This window comes from Enemella evansiae (assembly GCF_004362375.1).
GTDB lineage: Bacteria > Actinomycetota > Actinomycetes > Propionibacteriales > Propionibacteriaceae > Enemella > Enemella evansiae.
In genome coordinates this window covers 92,958-114,137 of sequence record NZ_SNXA01000015.1, presented here as the reverse complement: position 1 = coordinate 114,137, position 21,180 = coordinate 92,958, and the positions used below count along the sequence as shown (strand labels likewise).

Below are 21,180 nucleotides of genomic sequence, written 5' to 3'. Positions count from 1 at the left end.
CAGGAGCGGGTGAGAGGCGGCGAGCATGCGAGCACGACTGGTGCACTCCGACGAACTCTCCCGTTACGACTTCGGCACCGGTCATCCGATGGGCCCCGGCCGGGTCCGGCTGGCCGTCGAACTCGCCCGCCAACTCGGCGTACTCGATCAGCTCGAGGTCATCGAACCGCCGGCCAGCGATGACGACCTGGTCCGGTTGGTGCACACCGAGGACTACATCGAGGCGGTCAAGGCCGACCGGGTGAACACCAAGTACGGCATCGGCACCGCCGACAACCCGCTGGTGGTCGGGATGCACGAGATCGCCGCCCGCGTCTGCGCCGGGACCGTCGAGGCGGCCCGACAGGTGTGGACCGGGCAGGCGCTGCGCGCGGCGAACCTCTCCGGCGGGCTGCACCATGCGATGCCGTCGGCGACCAGCGGTTTCTGCGTCTACAACGACTGCGCGGTCGCGATCCGCTGGCTGCAGCAACAGGGCGCGCAGCGGATCCTCTACCTCGATGTGGACGCCCACCACGGCGACGGGGTGCAGTCGATCATGTACAACGACCCGGATGTGCTCACGATCAGCCTGCACGAGTCGCCGATCCACCTGTTCCCCGGTACCGGTTTCGCCTCCGAGACCGGCGGCAAGGACGCCCCGGGCAGCGCGGTCAACGTGGCGCTGCCGCCGGGGATCGACGACGCCGGCTGGCTGCGGGCCTTCGAGGCGGTCGTCCCACCGCTGGTCGAGGAATTCCAGCCGGACATTCTGATCAGCCAGCACGGATGCGATTCGCATCGGCTGGATCCGCTGACCGACCTGTCGCTCTCGGTCGAGGGGCAGCGGCGGTCGTACGAACTGATCGCCGAGCTGGCCGATCGGTACGCCGGTGGGCGTTGGGTGGCCACCGGCGGTGGCGGGTACGCCCTGGACTCGGTGGTACCGCGGGCCTGGGCGCACCTGCTGGCGATCCTCGCCGGGCAGCCGATCGACCCAACCACCCCGACCCCGCAGGCCTGGTGCGACCTGGTCGGTGAGACCGCGCCGTCGACCATGGGCGACGGGGCCGATCCGAGCTTCGAGTCGATCAGCCAGGGCTACAACCCGTCCTCCCGGGTGGATCAGGCGATCATCGCGACCCGGCGGGCGGTCTTCCCCGAGTTCGGGCTCGACCCCGACTACTGAACCGCGGGTGGAGGGTTCCGCCGAACACTTTTCAGCGGCCCCTTTTACCACTACTGTCACGTGCAGCACGTGCAACACGCCGGAGGGAAAGCCGGCGGTTTCGTCACGTGCGAGAGGTGCGCACCATGAACGATTCCAAGGACCGGCCCAACCTGACGGCCGTCGGTGGGCTGTCCGAGGTCAAGTTCCTGACCGTGGCCGAGGTGGCCGCGATCATGCGGGTCTCCAAGATGTCGGTCTATCGGCTGATCCACGGTGGCGACCTCGAGGCCGTCCGCTTCGGACGCAGCTTCCGGGTACCCGAGAAGGCCGTCAACGACTACCTCAAGGGCTCCTACTTCGACGCCGGCTGAGCGAGCCGGCTGACCGATCCGCCCGCCCGCGAGACACCAGAAACTGTAGCGAGGCCCCTGCTGCAACGGGGGTCTGGGGACAGTAATTGGTGTCTCCCCGGAGGACCTGCTTCGAGGCGGATCCGCGAGTTGTCCACAGGTTGACGGTCCGGGCCTACTCGGTGCCCGCGGCTTCCTGCTGGGCTGGGTTCATGCAGATCGTCACGACCGCGGAGCTCCTGGCCGAGGGGCTCCGGCATCCCGACATCCGGCACCTGGTCGACATCGGTGAACTTCACCGGGTACGCCGCGGCGCCTACCTCCGCGGGCCGGACCAGCGCCTCGTCGCCGAACAACAACACCGTGCGTTGATCCAGGCCGTGGCGGCCGCCCATCCCGACGCCGTCCTCAGTCATGTCTCCGCCGCGGTCCTGCACGACCTGCCGGTGCCGTTGCGCAGCCTGGCTCGGGTGCACCTGACCAAGCAGGGCCGCAATACCGGCAGCAAGCGGCTCGATCGCAGCTATCTGCATCGGGTCACGCAGGAGATCCCGACGGTCGTGGTCGAAGAGCTGGTGGTGACCGATCTGCCGACCACGGTGCTGGACCTCATCCGGGCGCTGCAGCCCGCAGACGCGGTAGCGGTCGCGGACCGGGCACTCGCTCTGGGCCTCGACCGTGCGGAGCTGCTTGAGCGGATCGGGCGAGAGCGCGGCCGGCGGGGCAATGCGAACGCCCGCCGGGTGCTGCTGTTCGCCGACCGGTTGGCAGAGAGCGCGGGGGAGTCCTGGACGCGCTGGGCGTTCCACTGCGCCGGCCTGCCCGCGCCGAAGTTGCAGGTCGAGTTCTTCGACCACCGCGGCGTGCCGGTGGCCCGGGTGGATTTCGACTGGCCGGAGTGGGGTGTCTGCGCCGAGTTCGACGGCGAGATCAAGTACGGCCGGTTGCTGCGCCCCGGTCAGGGCGTGGCCGATGTGATCCGGGCCGAGAAGTCGCGCGAGGAGGAACTGCGCCGGGCCAGCGGCCGGTGGCTGGTGCGGGTGATCACCCGCGAACTCGACGACCTCGCCGAGCTGCGGCGTACCATCCTCGACGCCGCCGGCCATGCCGCCCGCCGAGCCGGCTGACCGAGCTCCGCGAGACACCAGAAGCTTTGGCGAAACCCCTGCTGCAACTGGGGACTGGCGACAGTTATGGGTGTCTCGCCGCCCGCTACCCCAGGAGTTCGCGCGAACTCGCGCGCAGCTCGTCCCACTTCACCAGCGTGATGCCGAGCAGGATCACCGCGCCACCGACGAGCTGACCCAGTCCCGGGCGTTCGCCGACCAGCAGCCAGGCCAGCAGGCAGGCGAAGAGCAGCTCCAGCAGGCCGACGAAGGAGGCGACCCGCGGGCCCAGCCGGGTGCTCGCGGCGATCCCGGTGGCGTACGAGACCGAACCGGAGATCAGCGCGATGCCGAGCAGCGTCACCCACCACCCCGTCGAGACCCCGCCCAGCACGACCTGACCCGGCACGATCACCAGCGGCAGCACCCCGATCAGGCCGAACACCAGCAGGATCACCGCCCCGATGCCGAGCCCGCCGGTGGCCAGCACGATCGGCGGCAGGTCGGCACTGCTGCGCGAACCGACCACGAAATAGGTCGCCGAGCCGACTGCCGCGAGCAGGCCGAAGACGATGCCGAGCGCATCCAGGCGTACCCCGCCGAAAACGTTCAGCACCAGCGCCAGGCCGAGCATCGCGATCACCGTGCCGACCAACGTCATCGGACCCGGCCGGCGCCGGGTGATCAGCCAGGCACCGAGCACGATCAGCACCGGCGAGGAATACTCCAGCATCAGCGCCACCGAGACCGAGAGGCGCTGCACCGCCATGAAATAGAAGAGCTGGCAACCGGCGGCGCCCAGTGCGCCGTAGGCCAGCAGCAGCGGCCAGGCCGCGAGGGTACGCCGCCAGCGGCCGGCGACGGCGCGCAGCGCGAGCGGCAGCAGGGCCAGGGTCGCCAGCGTCAGGCGGAGCAGGACCACCGCGCCGGGGGACCAGCCGATGGCCATCAGCGATTGGCCGAAGGGACCGGCCAGGCTGAACGCGGCGGCCGAGATCAGCGCCAGGGTCAGGCCGCCACCGGCGCGGGTCGGCAGGCTGGCGCGCTCATCGAGCACGGGCTGCGAAACGGTCATCGGGACGGCACCTCCCCGGGTGAGTGCGGTAATGTAATGGGTCAAGCGATGGTTCACCGATGACACTAGGCCCGTCGAAGTAAGGAGTCAAGATGCTTTTCGATCCTGACGTCGAGCTCTCCCTGCAGGCCGTCGCCGCGCTGATCAACACCGCCAACGAACCCGACACCCTGACCACGGTCAGCGAGCTCGATGCCTTCGTCGAGCGCTGGCAGTACTCCGGCTCGCGGGCCGCCACCGAGACGGATCTGGAGCAGGTGCGTCGGGTGCGCGGCAAGCTGGCGGCCCTGTGGACCACCGACGAGGCCGAGGCGGTCGAGCGCACCAACGAGGTGCTGCGGCGGCACCGGGCGCTGCCGCAGCTCGCCCGCCACGACGACTTCGGCTGGCACATCCACGCGATCCCGACCGATGCCCCGCTCGCCGACCGGTTCGCGGTCGAGCTGGCGATGGCGCTGGTCGACGTGATCCGCCTCGGCGAGCTGTCCAGGCTGCAGCACTGCGCCGCCGAGGACTGCGGGAACGTGCTCGTCGACCTGTCCCGCAACCGATCTCGGCGGTTCTGCGACGCCGGCTGTGGCAACAAGGCCAATGTCGCGGCCTATCGGGCCCGGCAGCGCCAGGGGTGAGTGATCGCTCGAGGTGAGTCGAGGCGGCATTGTGCGGTAGAGTGCGGTACTTGTCCGGCGGACCCGCCGGACCAGTCCCTACTTTGTTCAGATCGAGAGGCACCACCTGTGGGTTCGGTCATCAAGAAGCGTCGCAAGCGGATGGCGAAGAAGAAGCACCGCAAGCTGCTGAAGCGCACGCGGATCCAGCGCCGCCGCGCCGGCAAGTAACCGCTTCCGCCGATGTCGCGGGTCGTCCTGGTCACCGGGGTGTCACGCGACCTGGGCGCTCGATTCGCCCGGGCGTTGGCCGCCTCCGGTGACCGTGAGGTGATCGGGCTCGATGCCACCGCGCCCACCCACGAGTTGGGCCGGGCGCGATATGTGCGGGCCGACCTGCGCAGCCCCGTGCTCGCGCGGGTCGTGCTCGATCGCCAGGTCGACACCGTCGTGCACCTCGGTCTCGCCGACTCCGCACGCAGCCGCGCGGCCGCCAAGGAGGCCAACGTCATCGGCACCATGCAGCTGCTCGCCGGCTGCCAGAAGGCGCCGTCGTTCAAGAAGTTCGTGCTGCTCAGCAGCGGCGGCGTCTACGGTGCCGGGCCGATCGACCCGGCCCGCTTCACCGAGGAGATGGCCGGCCGTCACCCGGCGCGCAGCGGGCTGCCGCGCGATGCGCTGGAGGTGGAGAGCTACCTCGGCGGTCTCGGCGTCCGGCGACCCGATGTGGTGCGGACGGTGCTGCGTCCGGCTGCCCTGATGGGCGGCGGCGTACGCACCCAGCTCACCAACTGGCTGTCGTTGCCGGTCGTCCCACGCCCGCTCGGCTATGACGCCCGGCTGCAGTTCCTGCATCCGGCCGATGCCGTCGCCGCGCTCGAGGCCGTCACCCTGCACGACGTGCCCGGCACCTACAACGTGGCCGCGCCCGATGTGCTCACCCTCTCCCAGATCCTCGGCATCCTCGGCCGGCCCGGGATCGGCGTACCGGTCGAAGCCTCCGAACTGGTCAGCGGGCTCGGCCGGCGTACCAGACTCGTCAGCTTCAGCTCCGCCGACGTCCGCACCCTCACCTGGGGCCGGGCGCTGGACACCACCGCCTTCGTCGAGGCCACCGGGGTACGCCCGCACTACACCTCGCGGCGCGCGGTCGAGGAGTTCGCCGCCCTCGCCACCCCCGGCGCACTCGCCGAGGGGCCGGTCGACCGGGTGCTGGACATCGCCGCGGGGCTGCTGACCCGAGGCCGGATCGGGGGAGCCGGATGAGCACCGAGAACCGCGAGGACCTCGACGGGGAACGCCCCGACCTGATCGGCGAACTGGCCGACGGCCTGCTCGGGCTGCGGGACCGGTTCCGCGACGTCCCGGTGGAGCAGTGGCGGGAGGCCGCCGCCGACCCGCTGGCCACCCTGGTCACCCTCGGCGACCGGCTCGGTGTCGAATGGCAGGAATCGGTCGAGGAGCTGCTCACCTTCGCCCACGACCGGCTCACCGGTGACTATGCGGTGGACCAGTTCGGCTACGACCCCGAGTTCACCGAGCGCGTCTATCTGCCGGCCATCCGGTTCCTGGCCCGGCGCTGGTTCCGGGTCGAGGTGCGCGGGGTGGAGAACATCCCCGCCGACGGCCCCGCGCTGCTGGTCTCCAACCACGCCGGCGCGCTGCCGCTGGACGCACTGATCCTGCAGGGCGTGGTGCACGACGAGACCGGCCGACACCCGCGGATGCTCGGCGCGGACCTGGTCTTCAAGACCCCCTTCATGCACGACTTCGCCCGGCGTACCGGCTCCACCGTCGCCTGCCCCGAGGACGCCACCCGGCTGCTCGAATCCGGGGAACTGGTCTCGGTCTTCCCCGAGGGCTTCAAGGGCCTCGGCAAGCTGTACGCCGACCGCTACCGGTTGCAGCGCTTCGGCCGCGGCGGGTTCGTCTCCACCGCGATCCGCGCCGAGACCCCGATCGTGCCGGTCTCGATCGTCGGCTCGGAGGAGATCTTCCCGCTGATCTCGACCGCACCGGGGATCGCCAAGGCCTTCGGCTTCCCCTACTTCCCGGTGACCCCGCTGTTCCCGTGGCTCGGCGTGCTCGGCATGGTGCCGCTGCCCTCGAAGTGGATCATCGACTTCGGTGAGGCGATCACCACCGACGAACTGCCGCGCGGCGCCGCCGACGACCCGATGACGGTCTTCCATGTCACCGACCAGGTCCGGATCACCATCCAGAACCGGTTGTACCGGTTGCTCGAGGACCGCGGGAACGCCTTCTTCTGATTTCCTAGTCGGCTCGCGCCCGCTCGCCCAATCCCCGCTCACCGACTTGGCACTTTCGTCTCTGGCGGATTTCGCCAGGTGCTGATTACCGTGCGGCCATGAACCGATCAGGAAAGAGCTTGGTGTCCACCGCGATCGCGTCAGCCGTCCTCGGGGTCGCGTCAATGAGCGCGCCGGTCGCGTCCGCAGCCGTCCAGGAGATGAACCCGCAGGAGCAGGAGGTGCTGCGCCTGGTGAACGTCGAACGCGCCAAGGCGGGCTGCGGTCCCGTCGCCGAGAACCCCGCGCTCGCCAGCAGCGCCCGCGCGCACAGCACCGACATGGCCCAGAACAACTACTTCAGCCACACCAGCCAGGACGGCCGCAGCCCGTTCGACCGGATGCGGGCGGCCGGTTACACCGGCAGCCGAATGGCCGAGAACATCGCGGCCGGGCAGCCCACCCCGGCGGCGGTCATGGAGTCCTGGATGAACAGCGCGGGGCACCGGGCGAACATCCTGAACTGCGCCTACACCGACCTCGGCGTGGGGTACGCGACCGGCGGGCAGTACGGCACCTACTGGACGCAGAACTTCGGCGGCTGAGCCATTCATTGTCGGCTCGCTTGCCGACGCTCGCCGACTAGGAGCCCACCCGGCGTACCAGATCGACCGCCAGCCCGCCGACGATGGCCCCGCCGACGGCCGCACCGACGATCGTCCGGCGCCGGCCCGGGGTGCGGAAGTCGTGCACCGGCCAACCGACCGCGCGGGCATGGCGGAGCAGGTCCGGGTCGGGGTTCACCACATGCGGGTCGCCGACCAGGGTGAGCATCGGCAGATCGTTGAAGGAGTCCGAGTACGCCGCACAGCGGTCCAGCTCGTACCCGTGCTCGCTCACCAGGGTGCGCAGCGCATCGGCCTTGGCCGGGCCGTGCATCAGCGGGCCCTGCAACCGGCCGGTGTAGACCCCGTCCACCGCCTCGGCCCGGGTGCCGATCGCCCCGCTCATCCCGAGGTGCTTGGCGGCGACCGCCGCGATCTCCATCGGCGCCGCGGTGACCAGCCAGACCGGCCGCCCGGCCTCCAGATGGTTGGCCGCCAGCGCCTGGGCCTGCGGCCAGATCCGCTCGGCGATCGACTCGTGGAAGACCTGCTCGGCGTCGTGTGCGAGTTCGGCCACCGATCGGCCCCTGATCACCGACAGCACGGTCTCCCGCGCCTCCACGATGTGCCCGTCGTGCTCCGCCCCGGTGGCCCGGAACACCGCCTCCAGCCACAGTGCGCGCAGGATGATCCCCAGCTTGAAGTACTTCCGGGCGTACAGCCCCTTGCCCAGTTGGATCAGCGAGGTGCCCCGGATCATGGTGTTGTCGAGATCGAAGAACGCTGCTGCCGTGGGCCCGGGTACCGACTGGGTCATGCAGACACCCTAGGCGACCGCTGGCACGGCGTGGCCTTGGTAGCGTGACGGGATGGCTCAACCGGCGCCGGATCGAGGCGCGGCGGATCTGGTGATTCTTCGCCGAGCGATCGACGAGCGGCTGGAGGGAATCGTCGATGCCTACGTCGAGGAGTTGGTCACCACCCAGAGCCCGCTGGCCGGGCTGCCGCGCCCGGCGCAGACCTCGATCGTCGCTGCGCTGCTCACCGGTCTGCTGACCGGTGATCCGCAGGCCGACAGCCAGGGAGCCGCACGCGGGCGTGCCCATGCCGAGCAGCGGATCACTCCGATCCACGCCCTCCGTGCGCTGCGCATCCTCGGTCGGATCGTCAGCGCCGACATCGCCCGGATCTCCGCAGCGCAGGGCCTCCACCCCGACGCGCCGGCCCGGGCGCTGCACGACCTGTTCGCGACGCTGATGCGCCGGGTGGAGTCGAGCGGTGGTGCCTACGCGGTGACCCTGTTGCGGGACGTCCACACCAGCCACCTGGCCGAGCGCCGCCGGATCGCCCGCGAGCTGCACGACCGGGTGGCCCATGCGCTGGCGATCGCACAGCAGCAGGCAGAACTCCGGGGTCTGGCCGCGGACCGTGCCGACGCGGCGTCGGCCGAGCGCCATGACCGGCTGCTGCTCACCGCCCTGCAGGAGGCGACGACGGTTGTCCGCGACCTCGCCGAGGACATCGGGCAGACCAAGGTCGACCAGGGTCTGGTACGCGCGGTCGAGGACTACGCCGACCTGGTCGGCACAGACGTGGTCACCGTGACCACCTGTGGTCCGGATCGGTTGGCGGCGCTGCCGCTGTGGGCGGCCGAGGAGTTCTTCCTGGCGATCCGCGAGAGCATCCGGAACGCGGTCGAGCACTCGGAGGCCGAACGGATCGCGGTCGAGCTGCTCGGGCAGCCGCTGCATTCGATCGCCCGGATCACCGACGACGGCGACGGATTCATCCCCGCGGACGTGGCGAATCCCTCGGCCGGTCGGGGCCTCTCCGCGGTGCGCGAACGCATCGAACTGCTCGGCGGGGTCGTCACCATCGACAGCGCACCGGGCCGAGGGACGACGGTCACCCTGGTCGTGCCGGAGCTGCCGTGAGCCAGCGACTGCGTGTGCTGATCGCCGACGATCATGCGCTCTTCCGCGAGGGCCTCCGCGCCCTGCTCGAAACAGCCGGCGTGGAGGTCGTCGCCGAGGCCGCCGACGGCAGCCAGGCCCTCGCGCTCGCCCGTGACACCCGTCCCGACATCGCGCTGGTGGATGTGCAGATGCCGGGCCCGGGGATCGGGCCGCTGGTCGACGCGCTCCGTGACCAGGTTCCCGCGACCCGGATCGCGGTGCTGACGATGCACACCGCCGACGATCTGGCCGACGACCTGGAACGGCGCGGCGTACTCGGCTGGTTCGGCAAGAGCCTGGGGCACCGTCCGCTGGTCGCAGGTCTGCTTGCCGTCGCCGAGGGCACACCGGTGCGGATGAATCCACGCTCGGTCGATCCGATCCGGGCCCGCACCGCCGGGCTCACCCCGCGCGAGGCTCAGGTGCTGCGGTTGGTCGCCCGCGGGCTGTCCAACAAAGAGGTGGCCGACCAGCTCTATCTCTCCGAGGCGACGGTCAAACGCCACCTCAGCACCCTCTATCGCAAGCTCGGCGCCAGCAACCGCGTGGACGCGCTCAGCCGGGCGATCGCCACCGGGATCATCGACCGGCTCGGCTGACCTACAACTTTCGGCTCATCGACGCGCGCCGTGCGGCGCAGTCGTCGCGGGATCCGGGGTGCGCCCGCTGTCACCCTGCCAGTCTGAGCTGACCGACATCAGCAGGAAGGCAGACCGATGGAACTGACCGTCAACGTGTTCACCACCCTGGACGGGGTGATGCAGGCACCCGGCGCACCCGAGGAGGACACCGCCGGTGGCTTCCGTCACGGAGGCTGGCTCGGCCCCTACGCCGACCAGGGGATGGGCGAGATCGTCGAGCGCTGGTTCGCCGACGCCGATGCCGTGCTGCTCGGGCGTCGGACCTACCAGGCGATGGCGGGCTACTGGCCCCGGGTCGATGACGACGGATCGACCACCTGGCGGGTGCTCAACACCGGGCCCAAGTATGTGGTGTCGACGACCCTGGCCGCAGCGGCGGACTGGGCCAACAGCACCGTGATCGGAACCGACATCCTCGCGCGGGTCAGCGAGCTGAAGCGAGCATCCGGACGCGAGCTGCAGGTGCACGGGAGTTGGCGGCTGATCCAGACCCTGCACGAGGCCGGTCTGGTTGATGCGTACCGCCTGCTGGTCTTCCCGACCAGCGTCGGCGGCCTCGGCAAGCGGGTCTTCGCCGACGGATCGACCCCCACCGGGTTCACCGTCTCCGAGGTGCAGGTGACCGAGTCCGGGATCGTCGCCATGACACTGCGGCCCGAGGAGTTCCGGCAGGCCGGTGTTGCGGTGGTCGATGGCAAGGACAGCGTGGTCGAGCTCGCGCAGCCGGTGTAGATCCGCGGCGCACCGGCGACCCGAAGCCCGGGGTGACCAGGGACCGTGCCAGACTCGGGCGCATGGCCGAGCCCCCGTCACCGCAGACCCTGTCGGATCTGGTACGCCGACACGCGGCCGAGCGCCCCGGCGAGATCGCGGTCGTCGAGGTCGGTGCGCACGGTCGCCGCGAGGTCAGCTGGGCCGAACTCGAACAACTCGTCGCCGACTCGGCGGCCGCTCTCGACGCGCTCGGTGCCTGGGGCGGTCGCCGGGTGCTGATCACCGCCAGCCACACCATCGACTTCGTCGCCGCCTGGTTCGGGGCGCTGCGGTCGGGCTGCATCGCGGTGCCGATCAACCCGCAGTTGCCGCTGGCCGAGTGGCGGCGCGCCGCCGCGCACAGCGACGCCGCCCTCGCCCTGCTCGACCCGCCACCCGGCGTACCCGAACTCACCGAGGCCGACCTGCCCGGCGTACGGCTGGCCCGGCTGGCCGATTTCCGGCAGCACGCGGCCGGTGCCCAACCGCCGCCCCTGGCCGATCCGGAGCACATCGCCGCCATCATCTACACCGCCGGCACCTCGGCCGATCCCAAGGGCGCGATGCTCAGCCACCGGGCGCTGCTCGCGCACTGCGAGCACAACGCCGCCCAGGGGGCCACCGGGCCGGAATCGGTGGTGCTCTCGGCACTCCCGCTGTTCCACGTCTACGGGTTGAACGCGGTCCTCGGCGCCGCGATCTTCACCGGCGCGCGCACCGTGCTGGTCGACGGACTGCCCGACGACCTGGTGCAGATCCTCGATGCCGAGCGGATCAGCGTGCTGCCGCTCACCCCCTCGGCGCTCTACCGGTTGAGCCAGGCCGAGGGGCTGACCGCGGCCGCCGGCTGGCTGAAACTGGTCACCAGCGGCGCCGCACCGCTGCCCGCCGTGCTCGCCGACCACTGGCAGCAGCTCACCGGGATCCGCCTGGACCAGGGCTACGGACTCACCGAGGCCGCGCCCGGGGTGGCCAACACGATCGGTGTCGAACCGCGCGGCCCGGGTCACGTCGGGCGGGCCATGCCCGGGGTGGAACTGCGGATCGGTGACCCGGCCGAACCCGCCGGGGCCGGCCCCGAGGAACCGGGGGAGATCTTCATCCGCGGCGCGAACCTGTTCTCCGGCTACTGGCCCGAGGGCGCCGACGCCCCGGACGCCGACGGCTGGTTCGGTACCGGGGATGTCGGTTATCTCGACGGCGAGGACCTGTTCCTGGTCGACCGGGCCCGCGATCTGGTCATCGTCTCCGGCTTCAACGTCTTCCCGGTCGAGGTCGAGGAGGTGCTGACCGAACACCCGTCGGTCACCGACGCCGCCGTGATCGGCCAGCCCGACGAGCGCACCGGGGAACGGGTCGTCGCCTTCCTGGTCGGCGAGCGGATCAGCACCGCCGACGTGCTCGCGTACGCCGCCGAACGGCTGGCCCGCTACAAGCTGCCGACCGAGGTGTTGGTGCTGAAGAAGCTGCCGCGCTCGACCACCGGGAAGATCCGCAAGGGCCAACTGCGCGATCTGCTCGATGCCACCGAGGAGGAGGAACGATGACCCAGCCCCGGGTCCGGGTCCTGGTCCGCCAGGGCTGCCATCTCTGCGACGACGCACTCGCGATCGTCACCGAGGTCTGCGCCGAGACCGGTACCGGCTGGGAGACCGTCGACGTCGACGGCGACCCGCAGCTGCGGGAGTCCTACACCGACCAGGTGCCGGTCACCTTCGTCGACGGCCGCCAGCACGACTTCTGGCGCGTCGACCCGGTACGCCTCAGAGCGGCCCTGGCCGGTGACGCCAGCTGAACCCATCTCACCGCTCATCGAGTAGCTCGCGCCGCGAGTCCCCCCGCTCATCGAGTAGCTCGCGCAGCGAGTCCCCCCGCTCATCGAGTAGCTCGCGCAGCGAGCGTGTCGAGATGAGGGGAGTTCATCTCGACACGCAACCCCGGCTCCGCTTCGCTGCGCCGGGGTTGCTACTCGATGAACGTTCGGTGCCCTTGTGCACATCTTCACAAGGTGGGTTAGGCTGCCGGTGAGAGTCCGGGCCGTTGGGTGAGCCCGGTGGCAGGGCAGGGGACGCGGTGTCCAACCGGCGGGACAAGGCAGGTGCGGCACAGCCGCCGGATGGGCCACGCCACCGCAACGGGATCCCCGAGGCGACCGTCTCCCGACTCGCCACCTACCTGGGCGTACTGAACAGCCTCGCCGCCGCCGGGGTGGCCACCATCTCCTCCGGCGAACTGGCCGCAGCGGCCGGGGTGAACTCCGCCCAGCTGCGCAAGGACCTCTCCCACCTCGGCAGCTACGGCATCCGCGGCGTCGGCTACGACGTCGCCTATCTGCGCTTCCAGCTGGACCAGAACATCGGCTCCGCCGAACACTGGCCGGTGATCATCGTCGGGGTCGGCAACCTCGGCCGGGCGCTGGTCAACCACGCCGGGTTCTCCTCCCGCGGCTTCAAGGTGAGCGCCCTCTTCGACGTCGAACCGCGCCTGGTCGGTACCCGGGTGGAGGGCCTGACGATCCACCACCTGGACGACCTGTCCGCCGTCGTCGACGACCCCTCGGTGACCATCGGGGTGGTCACCACACCGGGGGAGAGCGCCCAGCCGGTCGCCGACACCCTGGTCGGCGCGGGCATCAAGTGCCTGCTCAACTTCGCCGCGATCAACCTGGCGGTCCCCGCCGATGTCACCGTCCGCAAGGTCGACCTGGGCAGCGAGCTGCAGATTCTGGCGTACCATCGACAGTTGTCGCTGGCCGATGAGATCTCCGCCGAGGAGATGGTCACCGGCGGATTCGGCGATCGAACCGACGTGTGAGCGCGACCCTGTAGGAAGTGGATCCGACTTGAGCATCCTGGTAGTGAGCCTGTCCCACCGGACGGCCCCGATGGACCTGCTTGGCCGGCTGAGCCTGGATGCGGACGCCTCCGGCAAGCTGACCCAGGCCCTGGTGGGCGGCGAGCACGTGGACGAAGCGGTGGTGCTGTCCACCTGCAACCGGCTCGAGGTGTACGCCGCAGTGACCCGCTTCCACGGCGGGCTCGGCGCGGGCACCGCCGAGCTGGCCGGCATCACCGGGGTGTCGGTCGATGAGATCCAGGACAACTGCGCGGTCTTCTATGACGAGGCGGCGGTGAGCCACTGCTTCGCGGTGGCCTCCGGGCTCGATTCGATGGTCGCCGGCGAGCACCAGATCCTCGGCCAGGTCCGCGGCGCCTACAGCACCGCCCAGCAATCCGGCACCGTCGGCCCCTCGCTGAATTCCCTGTTCCAGCAGGGATTGCGGGTCGCCAAGCGGGTGCAGTCCGAGACCCGCGCGGGCACCGCCGGACGCTCCGTGGTGACCGCCGGACTGGCCGCGCTGACCGACCGCGGTGTCGAGCTCGCCGGCCGCCGGGTGCTCGTCGTCGGCGCCGGGTCGATGGCCTCTCTGGCCGCCCACACCGTCGCCGATCAGTGCGCCCACCTCACCTGTGTGAACCGCACCCTGGACAAGGCCGAACGGCTGGCCGCCGTCCTCGGGGGCACCGCCCGCCCGCTCGCCGAACTCGACCAGGCGATGGCCGAGGCCGATGTGCTGATCAGCTGCACCGGCGCCCGCGGGCTGCGGATCACCGCCGACCAGGTCGCCGCCACCCAGATCACCGGTGTCCTCGACCTGGCCCTGCCGGCCGATGTGGACGAGGCCGTCGGCGCGCTGCCCGGGGTGCAACTCGTCAGCCTGGCCAACCTCGCCGAGGCCGCCGAGCAGACCGATCTGGACGACGCCGAGGAGCTGGTGCTCGGCGAGGTCCGGGACTTCCTCGGGCTGCGCCGGGCCGCCGCCGTCGCCCCGACCGTGGTCGCGCTGCGCACCATGGCCACCGAGGTGATGACCGCCGAACTGGGCCGCCTCGACGCCCGGTTGCCCGAGCTGGGGGAGCGGGAGCGCCGCGAGATCGAACAGACCGTACGACGGGTGGTCGAGAAGCTGCTGCACCAGCCGACCGTCCGGGTCAAGGAGCTCGCCGCCCAACCGGATTCGCCCGACTACGCCGCCGCGCTGCGCGAACTGTTCGCGCTCGAGGCGGCCACCATCGACGCGGTCAGCCAGCCCCGATGAGCGCCCCGGCGCAACCCGGCCGGGACACCGGCCCGATCCGGATCGGCGCGCGCCGCTCCCCGCTCGCGGTCGCGCAGGCCGAATGGGTCGCCGACCGGCTCCGGGCCCTCGGTGCCGAGGTCGAACTGGTCGGTATCGACACCCGCGGTGACGTGGACCGCCGGCACCTCACCGAGATCGGTGGGACCGGGGTGTTCGCCGTCGCCGTGCGGGAGGCGGTGCTGGCCGGTGAGGTCGATGTCGCCGTGCACTCGATGAAGGACCTGCCGACCGCGCCCGCGCCCGGGCTGGAGATCGCCGCGATACCCGAACGCGAGGACCCCCGCGACGTGCTCGTCGGGCAACGCCTGGCCACCCTCACCGACGGCATGGTGATCGGCACCGGTTCACCGCGCCGCGCGGCCCAGCTGCAGGCGTACGCCCGCGAGCGCGGGCTGCAGCTGGAGTTCCGGCCGATCCGCGGCAACGTCGGTACCCGGTTGGCGCTGGTCGAACACGGTGAGGTCGATGCCACCGTGCTCGCTGCCGCCGGGTTGCGCCGGCTCGGGTTGCTCGACGCGCTGCCCAGCCACGAGATCCTCGACCCGGAGGTGCTCGCCCCGGCCGCCGCCCAGGGTGCGCTGGCGATCGAGATCGCCCGGGCCGCCCGCCCCGGCGTACCCGAACTGATCGCCCGGCTCGACGACCCGGCCACCCGGGCCGCCGTCACCGCCGAACGGGAGTTCCTCCGCACCCTGGAAGCGGGTTGCCTGGCGCCGGTCGGGGTATTGGCACGAACAGCCAACGAGACGGGCGGGTCAACCGATTTGACTCTCGCCGCAGTTATTGGGAGAACCTTCTTGAGCACTTCCGCCCAGGCCGGGTCCGATGACGCGCCCCCAGTGCGCATCGCCGGTTCGGCCGCGGTGGAACAGGGTGCCGAACTCGGCCGGGAACTGGCCGGGCAGGCACTCGCGCGCTTGGGTTGAATCGTTGGGTTTTGAGTCGGGCCACGAGACAGATCGCGAGTGATCACGTTGAGCACAGCTGGGGTTCGCAAGAGGTCAGCCAGGACCGGTACCGACGGGCGCGCGGCGGCCGCCGAGGCACCGCCCGCCCCGGTGGCGCGCGGGCGGGTGATCTTCGTCGGCTCCGGGCCCGGTGACCCCGACCTGCTCACCCTCGGCGCGGTGGCGGCGATCGCCGAGGCCAGCGCGGTGCTGCTGGATTCGGAGATCATGGAGCAGCTCTTCGAACACCCCTCGGTCCAGGTCGGCGAGGACGTGCCGGTGACCGTGCTGCCGCACCAGCCCTCGGGCAAGTCGCTGCCGCCCTCGCAGCGCGCCAAGCAGGTCCTCAAGCTCGCCGCCGGTGGCGGCCGGGTGGTCCGGCTGGTCGCCGGTGACCCGTTCCTGGACGGGCAGGTCGCCGACGAGGCCGCCGCCTGCGTCCGCGGCGGCATCGACTTCGAGGTGGTGCCCGGGGTGTCGGCGATGACCGCCGTCCCCGAGTACGCCGGCATCGCGCTGAACAACGCCGGCGGCACCCACTTCGTCTCCACCGGCGACCGGGTCGCCAAGGCCCAGTCCGCGCAGTGGGCGGCCAGCGGCACCCTGGTGGTCTCCACCCAGGCCGGCCTGCTCGCCGATGTCGCCGCCGCGGTGCTGGCCACCGGGCGGGCCGAGCAGGAGGGCTGCCTGATCACCTACTACGGCGGTTCCACCGAACAGCGCACCGTCGCCTGCACCCTGGCCCAACTGGCCGACACCGTCACCGAGGGCGAGCTCCGCCAGCTCGACACCGAGGAACCGGTGCACCTGATGGTCGGGCCCGCGGTGGAACTGCGCGAGGACCTGTCCTGGTATGAGACCAAGCCGCTGTTCGGCTGGCGGGTGCTGGTGCCCCGGACCAAGGACCAGGCCGGCCCGATGACCAACCGGCTGCGTTCCTACGGCGCGCACAGCGAGGAGGTGCCGACCATCTCGGTCGAGCCGCCGCGCAGCCCGCAGCAGATGGAGAAGGCGGTCCGCGGCCTGGTCGAGGGCCGGTACGAGTGGGTCGCGTTCACCTCGGTGAACGCGGTCAAGGCGGTCCGTGAACGGCTCGAGGAATACGGCCTGGACGCCCGCGCGCTGTCCGGGCTGAAGGTCGCCGCGGTCGGCAAGGTGACCGCCGCGTCGCTGCGCAGCTGGGGCATCGAACCCGACCTGGTCCCCACCGGGGAGCAGTCGGCGGCCGGGCTGGCCGCCGAGTGGCCGCCCTACGACGAGCTGCTGGACCCGATCAACCGGGTCTTCCTGCCGCGCGCCGACATCGCCACCGAGACCCTGTCCGCCGGCCTGGCCAAGCTGGGCTGGGAGGTCGAGGACGTCACCGCCTACCGCACCGTTCGGGCCGCCCCGCCGCCCGCCGAGGTCCGCGAGTCGATCAAGACCGGCCGCTTCGACGCGGTGGTGTTCACCTCCTCCTCGACGGTCCGCAACCTGGTCGGCATCGCCGGCAAGCCGCACGCCAGCACGGTGATCGCGGTGATCGGCCCGGCCACCGCACGGACCTGCGAGGAGCACGGACTGCGCGTCGATGTGATGGCCGCCAACCCCGGTGCGCTGGAGCTGGCCGACGGGCTGGCCAACTTCGCCGCCGAGCGCCGGGACGCATTGACCGCGGCGGGGGAGACCGTCACCAAGCCCTCGGACCGGCGTACCAGCGGCCGGCGTCGATGACCGACTTCTCACCCGCACCGTTCCCCGGGGCGCCGTTCCCGACCAGCCGTCCCCGGCGGCTGCGCAGTTCGCCGGTGCTGCGGGCGATGGTCGCCGAGACCGCCGTCGAACCGCGCCGGCTGATCCTGCCCGCCTTCGTCGCCGAGGGGTTGACCGAGCCGAAGCCGATCACCTCGATGCCCGGGGTGGTCCAGCACAGCCTCGATTCGCTGCGCCGCACCGCCGCGGAGTGCGCCGAGGCCGGACTCGCCGGGATCATGCTGTTCGGATTGCCTGAGCACAAGGACGCCACCGGCTCCCAGGCCCTCGCCCCCGACGGCATCCTCAATGTCGCGCTGCGCGCGGTCCGCGAGGAGGTCGGTGACGACCTGCTGGTGATGAGCGATGTCTGCCTGGACGAGTTCACCGACCACGGCCACTGCGGCGTCCTCACCGCCGACGGCGTCGTCGACAACGACGCGACCCTGCAGGCGTACGCCGAGATGGCCGTGCTGCACGCCGAGGCGGGCGCCCACGTGGTCGGCCCGAGCGGCATGATGGACGGTCAGGTCGGCGTGATCCGCGAGGCGCTGGATGCGGCCGGACATGCCGAGACGGTGATCATGGCGTACGCCGCGAAGTACGCCTCGGCGTTCTATGGCCCGTTCCGGGAGGCGGTGAACTCCTCCCTGGTCGGCGACCGGCGCACCTATCAGCAGGACCCGGCGAACACCCGCGACGCGCTCCGCGAGATCGCGCTCGACGTGGCCGAGGGTGCCGACATCATCATGGTCAAGCCCGCGCTGGCCTACCTCGATGTGATCGCCGCGGCCCGCGCCCACACCGACCTGCCGGTGGCGGCGTACAACATCTCCGGCGAGTACGCGATGGTCGAGGCCGCCGCCGCGAACGGCTGGCTGGACCGGGAGCGGACCATCGACGAGACACTCACCTCGATCCGCCGCGCCGGTGCCGACATCGTGCTCACCTACTGGGCGCTGGAGGTCGCGCGGCGCGCGATGTGACCTGTGCCACCTGTTGGCACGAGGGCTGGCGATGGGCAGTTGTGAAGGTTAGCCTTACCTGCATGATCGTCTGTCACTGTGAGGTGGTGAGCGACCGCGATGTGGCGGCCGCCTGTCATCGCGGTGCCCAGACGGTGGAGCGGGTCGGCATGATGACCGACGCCGGAACGGGGTGCGGCAACTGCCACGACTCCATCCGGGCCATCCTCGAGCGCTATTGTGAGGGCAAAGACCCCCGCAGCCTCGAGGAGAAACATGAAGCCGCGTAGCCCACGTGTAGTCGAACTGCTGAACGACGCGCTCACCACCGAACTGACCGTCATCAACTCCTACTTCCTCACCGCGCGGGTGCTCGACAACCGCGGCCTGGGGCATCTCGGCAAGGTCTTCTACGAGTTGTCCATCGGCGAGATGAAGGATGCCGACGACCTGATCCAGCGGATCCTGTTCTTCGACGGCCACCCCAACCTGCAGAAGCTGAAGCCGCTGCAGGTCGGCGAGGAGGCCCGCGAGATGTTGGAGCTGGCCCGGGACTCGGAGTACGCCGCGGTGGCCCAGTTCAACGACGCGGCCAAGGAGTGCCACGAGCTCGGCGACCACGCCACCGCCGCCATCTTCGAGGAGATGGCGCGCGATGAGGAGGAGCACGCCGACTTCTTCGAGGGCCAGCTCGACGCCATCGATCGCGTCGGCGTCGAGAACTACCTCGCCCAGCAGGTACCGGTCGGCGAGGCCCCCGGCAGCTGAGCGCCCGCGCTCATCGAGTAGGCCGCTTGCGGCCGTGTCCCCACGCTCGTCGAGTAGGCCGCCTGCGGCCGTGTCGAGATGAGCCGCACTCAGCCCGTCCGAAGCACTCGGCGAACTCACCCGGTGAATCGGACGGGTCCGCGGCGTCAGCCTTGAGAATCGTCCGATTCACGAGCTGACCATGCTGTGCGATTCCGACGCTGCCGCCGACAACAACAACCCGTCCTCCCTGGCGGCCGGTTCCCACTCCGCGGCTCAACTCTCACTCAGCGGACCGCATGCAGGCCGCGAAGTGAGAGTTGAGCCGCGAAGTGGGGCGAGGTCGGGTCGGAGCACCCGGCTCCCGGTTGAAAATGGGAGTATCGAGATGACCCCCGGCCACCGCTCACCGGGGATCACGCGGCCAATGCGCGTACCGCCCGGGCGATCGTCTCCCGGCTGAGGGGCGCGTCGTGCACGGCGGCGTACGCCAGGCAGCCGCCCAGCTGGACGACGATCGCCACCGCCTGCTCCCGATCCCGATAGAGCGCGATCGCGTCGGTCAGCCGGTCCGACCAGCGCCGGGCGAGGGTACGCATCCGCACATCGTCGGCCAGGGTCGGCCCCGCGATGTCGGCCCGTACCCGCCGGGCGTCATGGAGGATTCCGAGGGTCAGTTCGCCCACGCAGTCCGCCAGGTCTCCGTGCGTCGACAAGTCCGCCTCGAACAGGTCGAGGCGCGCCTCGACCCGGGCATCGAGGAATGCCGTCGCGTCCCGTTGCTGCCGGTCCTGGTGGCCGCATGGTCCGGTCCGAGTTTCTCTGGTCATGTCTCCCCCTGGACTGGCTGCTCCGGTCTAAAGTTACTTCACTATATAGTGTACTAAACTGTTTGGTGAGTGACGACGAATGGGAGTTTGTGATGACCGAAGCGACGGAATTGCCCCTGGAGATGCGGCGCCGCGACGGGCTGAACCCGGTCGACGAACTGGGCCGGGCCCGAGATGGGCAGGGTGTACTGCGGCAGGTGGGCCCGTTCGGGGAGCCGGCCTATCTGATCCTGCGGCACGAGGACGTGCGGGAGGTGTTGGCCGATGCGACCCGGTTCAGCAGCGTGATCACCGCATTTCCCGACGCCGAGGGGCTGACCGCGGAGGAGAACGCCAGGCGGCGGGCCGGGAGCTTCATCACCTTCGACCCGCCGGAACACACCCGGTTGCGTCGGATGCTGACCCCGGAGTTCACCGGTCGCCGGATGCGCCGGCTGGAGCCGCGGATCACCGAGATCGTCGAGTCCGCGCTGGACGATCTGGAGCACGCGGGCCGACCGGCCGACCTGATCCGGCACTTCGCGCTGCCGGTGCCCTCGCTGGTGATCTGCGAACTGCTCGGGGTTCCGTATGCCGACCGGGACGCATTCCAGGACCGGACCGCGCGGATGCTGGACGTCTCGGCAACCGCCACCGAACGCAATGCCGCGCTGCAGGAGGACCGGGACTATCTCACCGGCCTGGTCGCCCGGGCGCAGGCCGATCCCGGTGAGGACCTGCTGGGCATGCTGGTCCGCGAGCACGGAGACGACCTGTCCACCGATGAGCTGATCGGCATCGCCAGTCTGATGCTGATCGCCGGCCATGAGACCACCGCGAACATGCTGGGCCTGTCGGTGTTGGCCCTGTTGCGCCACCCGGACCAGTTGGCGACGGTCCGTGACGACCCGGACGCGGTCGGGCCGGCGGTCGAGGAATTGCTGCGCTGGTTGGCGATCGTGCCGACGCTGTTCCGGGTCACCACCACCGACGTGGAGATCGCCGGGCACGCCATCCCGGCCGGCTCGCTGGTCGCGCCGTCGCCGCTGGCGGCCAACCGCGACCCCGCCCTGGTGGCGAACCCGGAGGTGCTGGACATCTCCCGGGGCGCCCCGGGTCACGTCGCCTTCGGCCACGGTCTGCACCACTGCATCGGCGCACCACTGGGCCGGCTGGAGATGCGGATCGCGCTCCGCGCCCTGCTGCGGCGGTTCCCACGGCTGGCACTCGCCGACCCCGAGCAACCCGGTGACTACCGGCTCTACAGCGCCTTCTACGGCCTGAACTCGCTCGAGGTGACCTGGTGATCGCGCCCCGCCGAGAGCCCCGGCCGCCTGTTGATCAGTCC

Annotated in this window: 24 protein-coding genes; 21 read left to right on the top strand and 3 right to left on the bottom strand. The window is 70.7% G+C overall.

All coding sequences use genetic code 11. The annotated features are described in order from the left end of the window. Positions 1-25 precede the first annotated feature (25 nt). From C8D81_RS20350 to C8D81_RS20340, 3 genes are all read left to right on the top strand, one after another. Positions 26-1,168, top strand: coding sequence for an acetoin utilization protein AcuC (locus C8D81_RS20350; protein ID WP_094430469.1), 1,143 nt, complete (start codon positions 26-28; stop codon positions 1,166-1,168). Positions 1,169-1,293: 125 nt separating this feature from the next. Next, positions 1,294-1,521 carry a helix-turn-helix domain-containing protein gene (locus C8D81_RS20345; RefSeq protein WP_094358893.1) on the top strand — a complete coding sequence of 76 codons (228 nt, stop codon included), beginning with the start codon at positions 1,294-1,296 and terminating at the stop codon, positions 1,519-1,521. Between the two features lie 191 nt (positions 1,522-1,712). Next, positions 1,713-2,627 (top strand): type IV toxin-antitoxin system AbiEi family antitoxin domain-containing protein, encoded by a 915-nt coding sequence (locus C8D81_RS20340; RefSeq protein WP_133626694.1) that lies wholly within the window; start codon positions 1,713-1,715, stop codon positions 2,625-2,627. A gap of 85 nt (positions 2,628-2,712) precedes the next feature. Here the strand turns inward: C8D81_RS20340 and C8D81_RS20335 are convergent, their stop codons facing one another. After that, complete coding sequence (locus C8D81_RS20335) at positions 2,713-3,681, bottom strand: EamA family transporter (protein WP_133626693.1); 969 nt, start codon at positions 3,679-3,681, stop codon at positions 2,713-2,715. A 92-nt stretch (positions 3,682-3,773) separates the two neighbouring features. Between C8D81_RS20335 and C8D81_RS20330 the strand changes: the two genes are divergently transcribed. From C8D81_RS20330 to C8D81_RS20310, 5 genes are all read left to right on the top strand, one after another. Continuing rightward, a complete protein-coding gene (locus C8D81_RS20330; RefSeq protein WP_094405074.1) occupies positions 3,774-4,310 on the top strand; it encodes a CGNR zinc finger domain-containing protein in 537 nt (178 codons plus the stop codon). A 108-nt stretch (positions 4,311-4,418) separates the two neighbouring features. Then, positions 4,419-4,520 carry a 30S ribosomal protein bS22 gene (locus tag C8D81_RS20325; protein ID WP_042842924.1) on the top strand — a complete coding sequence of 34 codons (102 nt, stop codon included), beginning with the start codon at positions 4,419-4,421 and terminating at the stop codon, positions 4,518-4,520. A gap of 12 nt (positions 4,521-4,532) precedes the next feature. Then, positions 4,533-5,555, top strand: coding sequence for an NAD-dependent epimerase/dehydratase family protein (locus C8D81_RS20320; RefSeq protein ID WP_094358885.1), 1,023 nt, complete (start codon positions 4,533-4,535; stop codon positions 5,553-5,555). Next, the gene (locus C8D81_RS20315) at positions 5,552-6,559 is read left to right on the top strand and encodes a lysophospholipid acyltransferase family protein (RefSeq protein ID WP_094427837.1); all 1,008 of its coding nucleotides are present in this window, start codon (positions 5,552-5,554) and stop codon (positions 6,557-6,559) included. The genes C8D81_RS20320 and C8D81_RS20315 overlap by 4 nt, the downstream gene beginning before the upstream one ends. Positions 6,560-6,723: 164 nt before the next feature. Then, positions 6,724-7,143, top strand: a complete 420-nt coding sequence (locus tag C8D81_RS20310; protein WP_229237991.1) for a CAP domain-containing protein — start codon at positions 6,724-6,726, stop codon at positions 7,141-7,143. A 37-nt stretch (positions 7,144-7,180) separates the two neighbouring features. On the opposite strand, the gene C8D81_RS20305 is transcribed toward C8D81_RS20310, so the two are convergent. After that, entirely contained in the window at positions 7,181-7,960 is a 780-nt protein-coding gene (locus C8D81_RS20305; RefSeq protein WP_094358879.1) for an HAD family hydrolase, read from the bottom strand. Positions 7,961-8,012: 52 nt separating this feature from the next. On the opposite strand from C8D81_RS20305, the gene C8D81_RS20300 reads away from it, so the two are divergent. The 12 genes from C8D81_RS20300 to bfr all read left to right on the top strand — a co-directional run bounded on the left by C8D81_RS20300 (position 8,013) and on the right by bfr (position 19,044). Then, positions 8,013-9,077 carry a sensor histidine kinase gene (locus C8D81_RS20300; protein ID WP_133626692.1) on the top strand — a complete coding sequence of 355 codons (1,065 nt, stop codon included), beginning with the start codon at positions 8,013-8,015 and terminating at the stop codon, positions 9,075-9,077. Then, a complete protein-coding gene (locus C8D81_RS20295; RefSeq protein WP_094358875.1) occupies positions 9,074-9,697 on the top strand; it encodes a response regulator transcription factor in 624 nt (207 codons plus the stop codon). Before C8D81_RS20300 ends, C8D81_RS20295 begins: the two co-directional genes overlap by 4 nt. A 117-nt stretch (positions 9,698-9,814) precedes the next feature. After that, on the top strand, positions 9,815-10,471 hold the full coding sequence (locus C8D81_RS20290; RefSeq protein WP_133626691.1) for a dihydrofolate reductase family protein: 657 nt from the start codon (positions 9,815-9,817) through the stop codon (positions 10,469-10,471). Positions 10,472-10,533: 62 nt separating this feature from the next. Continuing rightward, on the top strand, positions 10,534-12,039 hold the full coding sequence (locus C8D81_RS20285; RefSeq protein ID WP_133626690.1) for a class I adenylate-forming enzyme family protein: 1,506 nt from the start codon (positions 10,534-10,536) through the stop codon (positions 12,037-12,039). Further along, positions 12,036-12,287: a glutaredoxin family protein gene (locus C8D81_RS20280; protein WP_133626689.1), complete on the top strand. Its 252-nt coding sequence runs from the start codon at positions 12,036-12,038 to the stop codon at positions 12,285-12,287. The genes C8D81_RS20285 and C8D81_RS20280 overlap by 4 nt, the downstream gene beginning before the upstream one ends. A 278-nt stretch (positions 12,288-12,565) precedes the next feature. After that, positions 12,566-13,306 (top strand): redox-sensing transcriptional repressor Rex, encoded by a 741-nt coding sequence (locus tag C8D81_RS20275; RefSeq protein ID WP_094357416.1) that lies wholly within the window; start codon positions 12,566-12,568, stop codon positions 13,304-13,306. Positions 13,307-13,334: 28 nt separating this feature from the next. Next, complete coding sequence (locus tag C8D81_RS20270; protein ID WP_133626688.1) at positions 13,335-14,591, top strand: glutamyl-tRNA reductase; 1,257 nt, start codon at positions 13,335-13,337, stop codon at positions 14,589-14,591. Next, complete coding sequence (gene hemC, locus C8D81_RS20265) at positions 14,588-15,559, top strand: hydroxymethylbilane synthase (protein WP_094399129.1); 972 nt, start codon at positions 14,588-14,590, stop codon at positions 15,557-15,559. Before C8D81_RS20270 ends, hemC begins: the two co-directional genes overlap by 4 nt. Positions 15,560-15,691: 132 nt before the next feature. Continuing rightward, positions 15,692-17,293, top strand: coding sequence for a bifunctional uroporphyrinogen-III C-methyltransferase/uroporphyrinogen-III synthase (locus C8D81_RS20260; protein ID WP_094357410.1), 1,602 nt, complete (start codon positions 15,692-15,694; stop codon positions 17,291-17,293). After that, a complete protein-coding gene (gene hemB, locus C8D81_RS20255; protein ID WP_094357408.1) occupies positions 17,290-18,297 on the top strand; it encodes a porphobilinogen synthase in 1,008 nt (335 codons plus the stop codon). Before C8D81_RS20260 ends, hemB begins: the two co-directional genes overlap by 4 nt. Before the next feature lie 62 nt (positions 18,298-18,359). After that, on the top strand, positions 18,360-18,566 hold the full coding sequence (locus C8D81_RS20250; RefSeq protein WP_094357406.1) for a (2Fe-2S)-binding protein: 207 nt from the start codon (positions 18,360-18,362) through the stop codon (positions 18,564-18,566). Continuing rightward, positions 18,553-19,044, top strand: a complete 492-nt coding sequence (gene bfr, locus C8D81_RS20245; RefSeq protein WP_094357404.1) for a bacterioferritin — start codon at positions 18,553-18,555, stop codon at positions 19,042-19,044. Before C8D81_RS20250 ends, bfr begins: the two co-directional genes overlap by 14 nt. Positions 19,045-19,439: 395 nt before the next feature. Here the strand turns inward: bfr and C8D81_RS20240 are convergent, their stop codons facing one another. Beyond that, entirely contained in the window at positions 19,440-19,853 is a 414-nt protein-coding gene (locus C8D81_RS20240) for a hypothetical protein (RefSeq protein WP_133626687.1), read from the bottom strand. 92 nt (positions 19,854-19,945) lie between these two features. Here C8D81_RS20240 and C8D81_RS20235 point away from each other — a divergent pair, with 92 nt between their 5' ends. Further along, the gene (locus C8D81_RS20235) at positions 19,946-21,139 is read left to right on the top strand and encodes a cytochrome P450 (RefSeq protein ID WP_133626686.1); all 1,194 of its coding nucleotides are present in this window, start codon (positions 19,946-19,948) and stop codon (positions 21,137-21,139) included. The last annotated feature ends 41 nt before the right edge of the window (positions 21,140-21,180 follow it).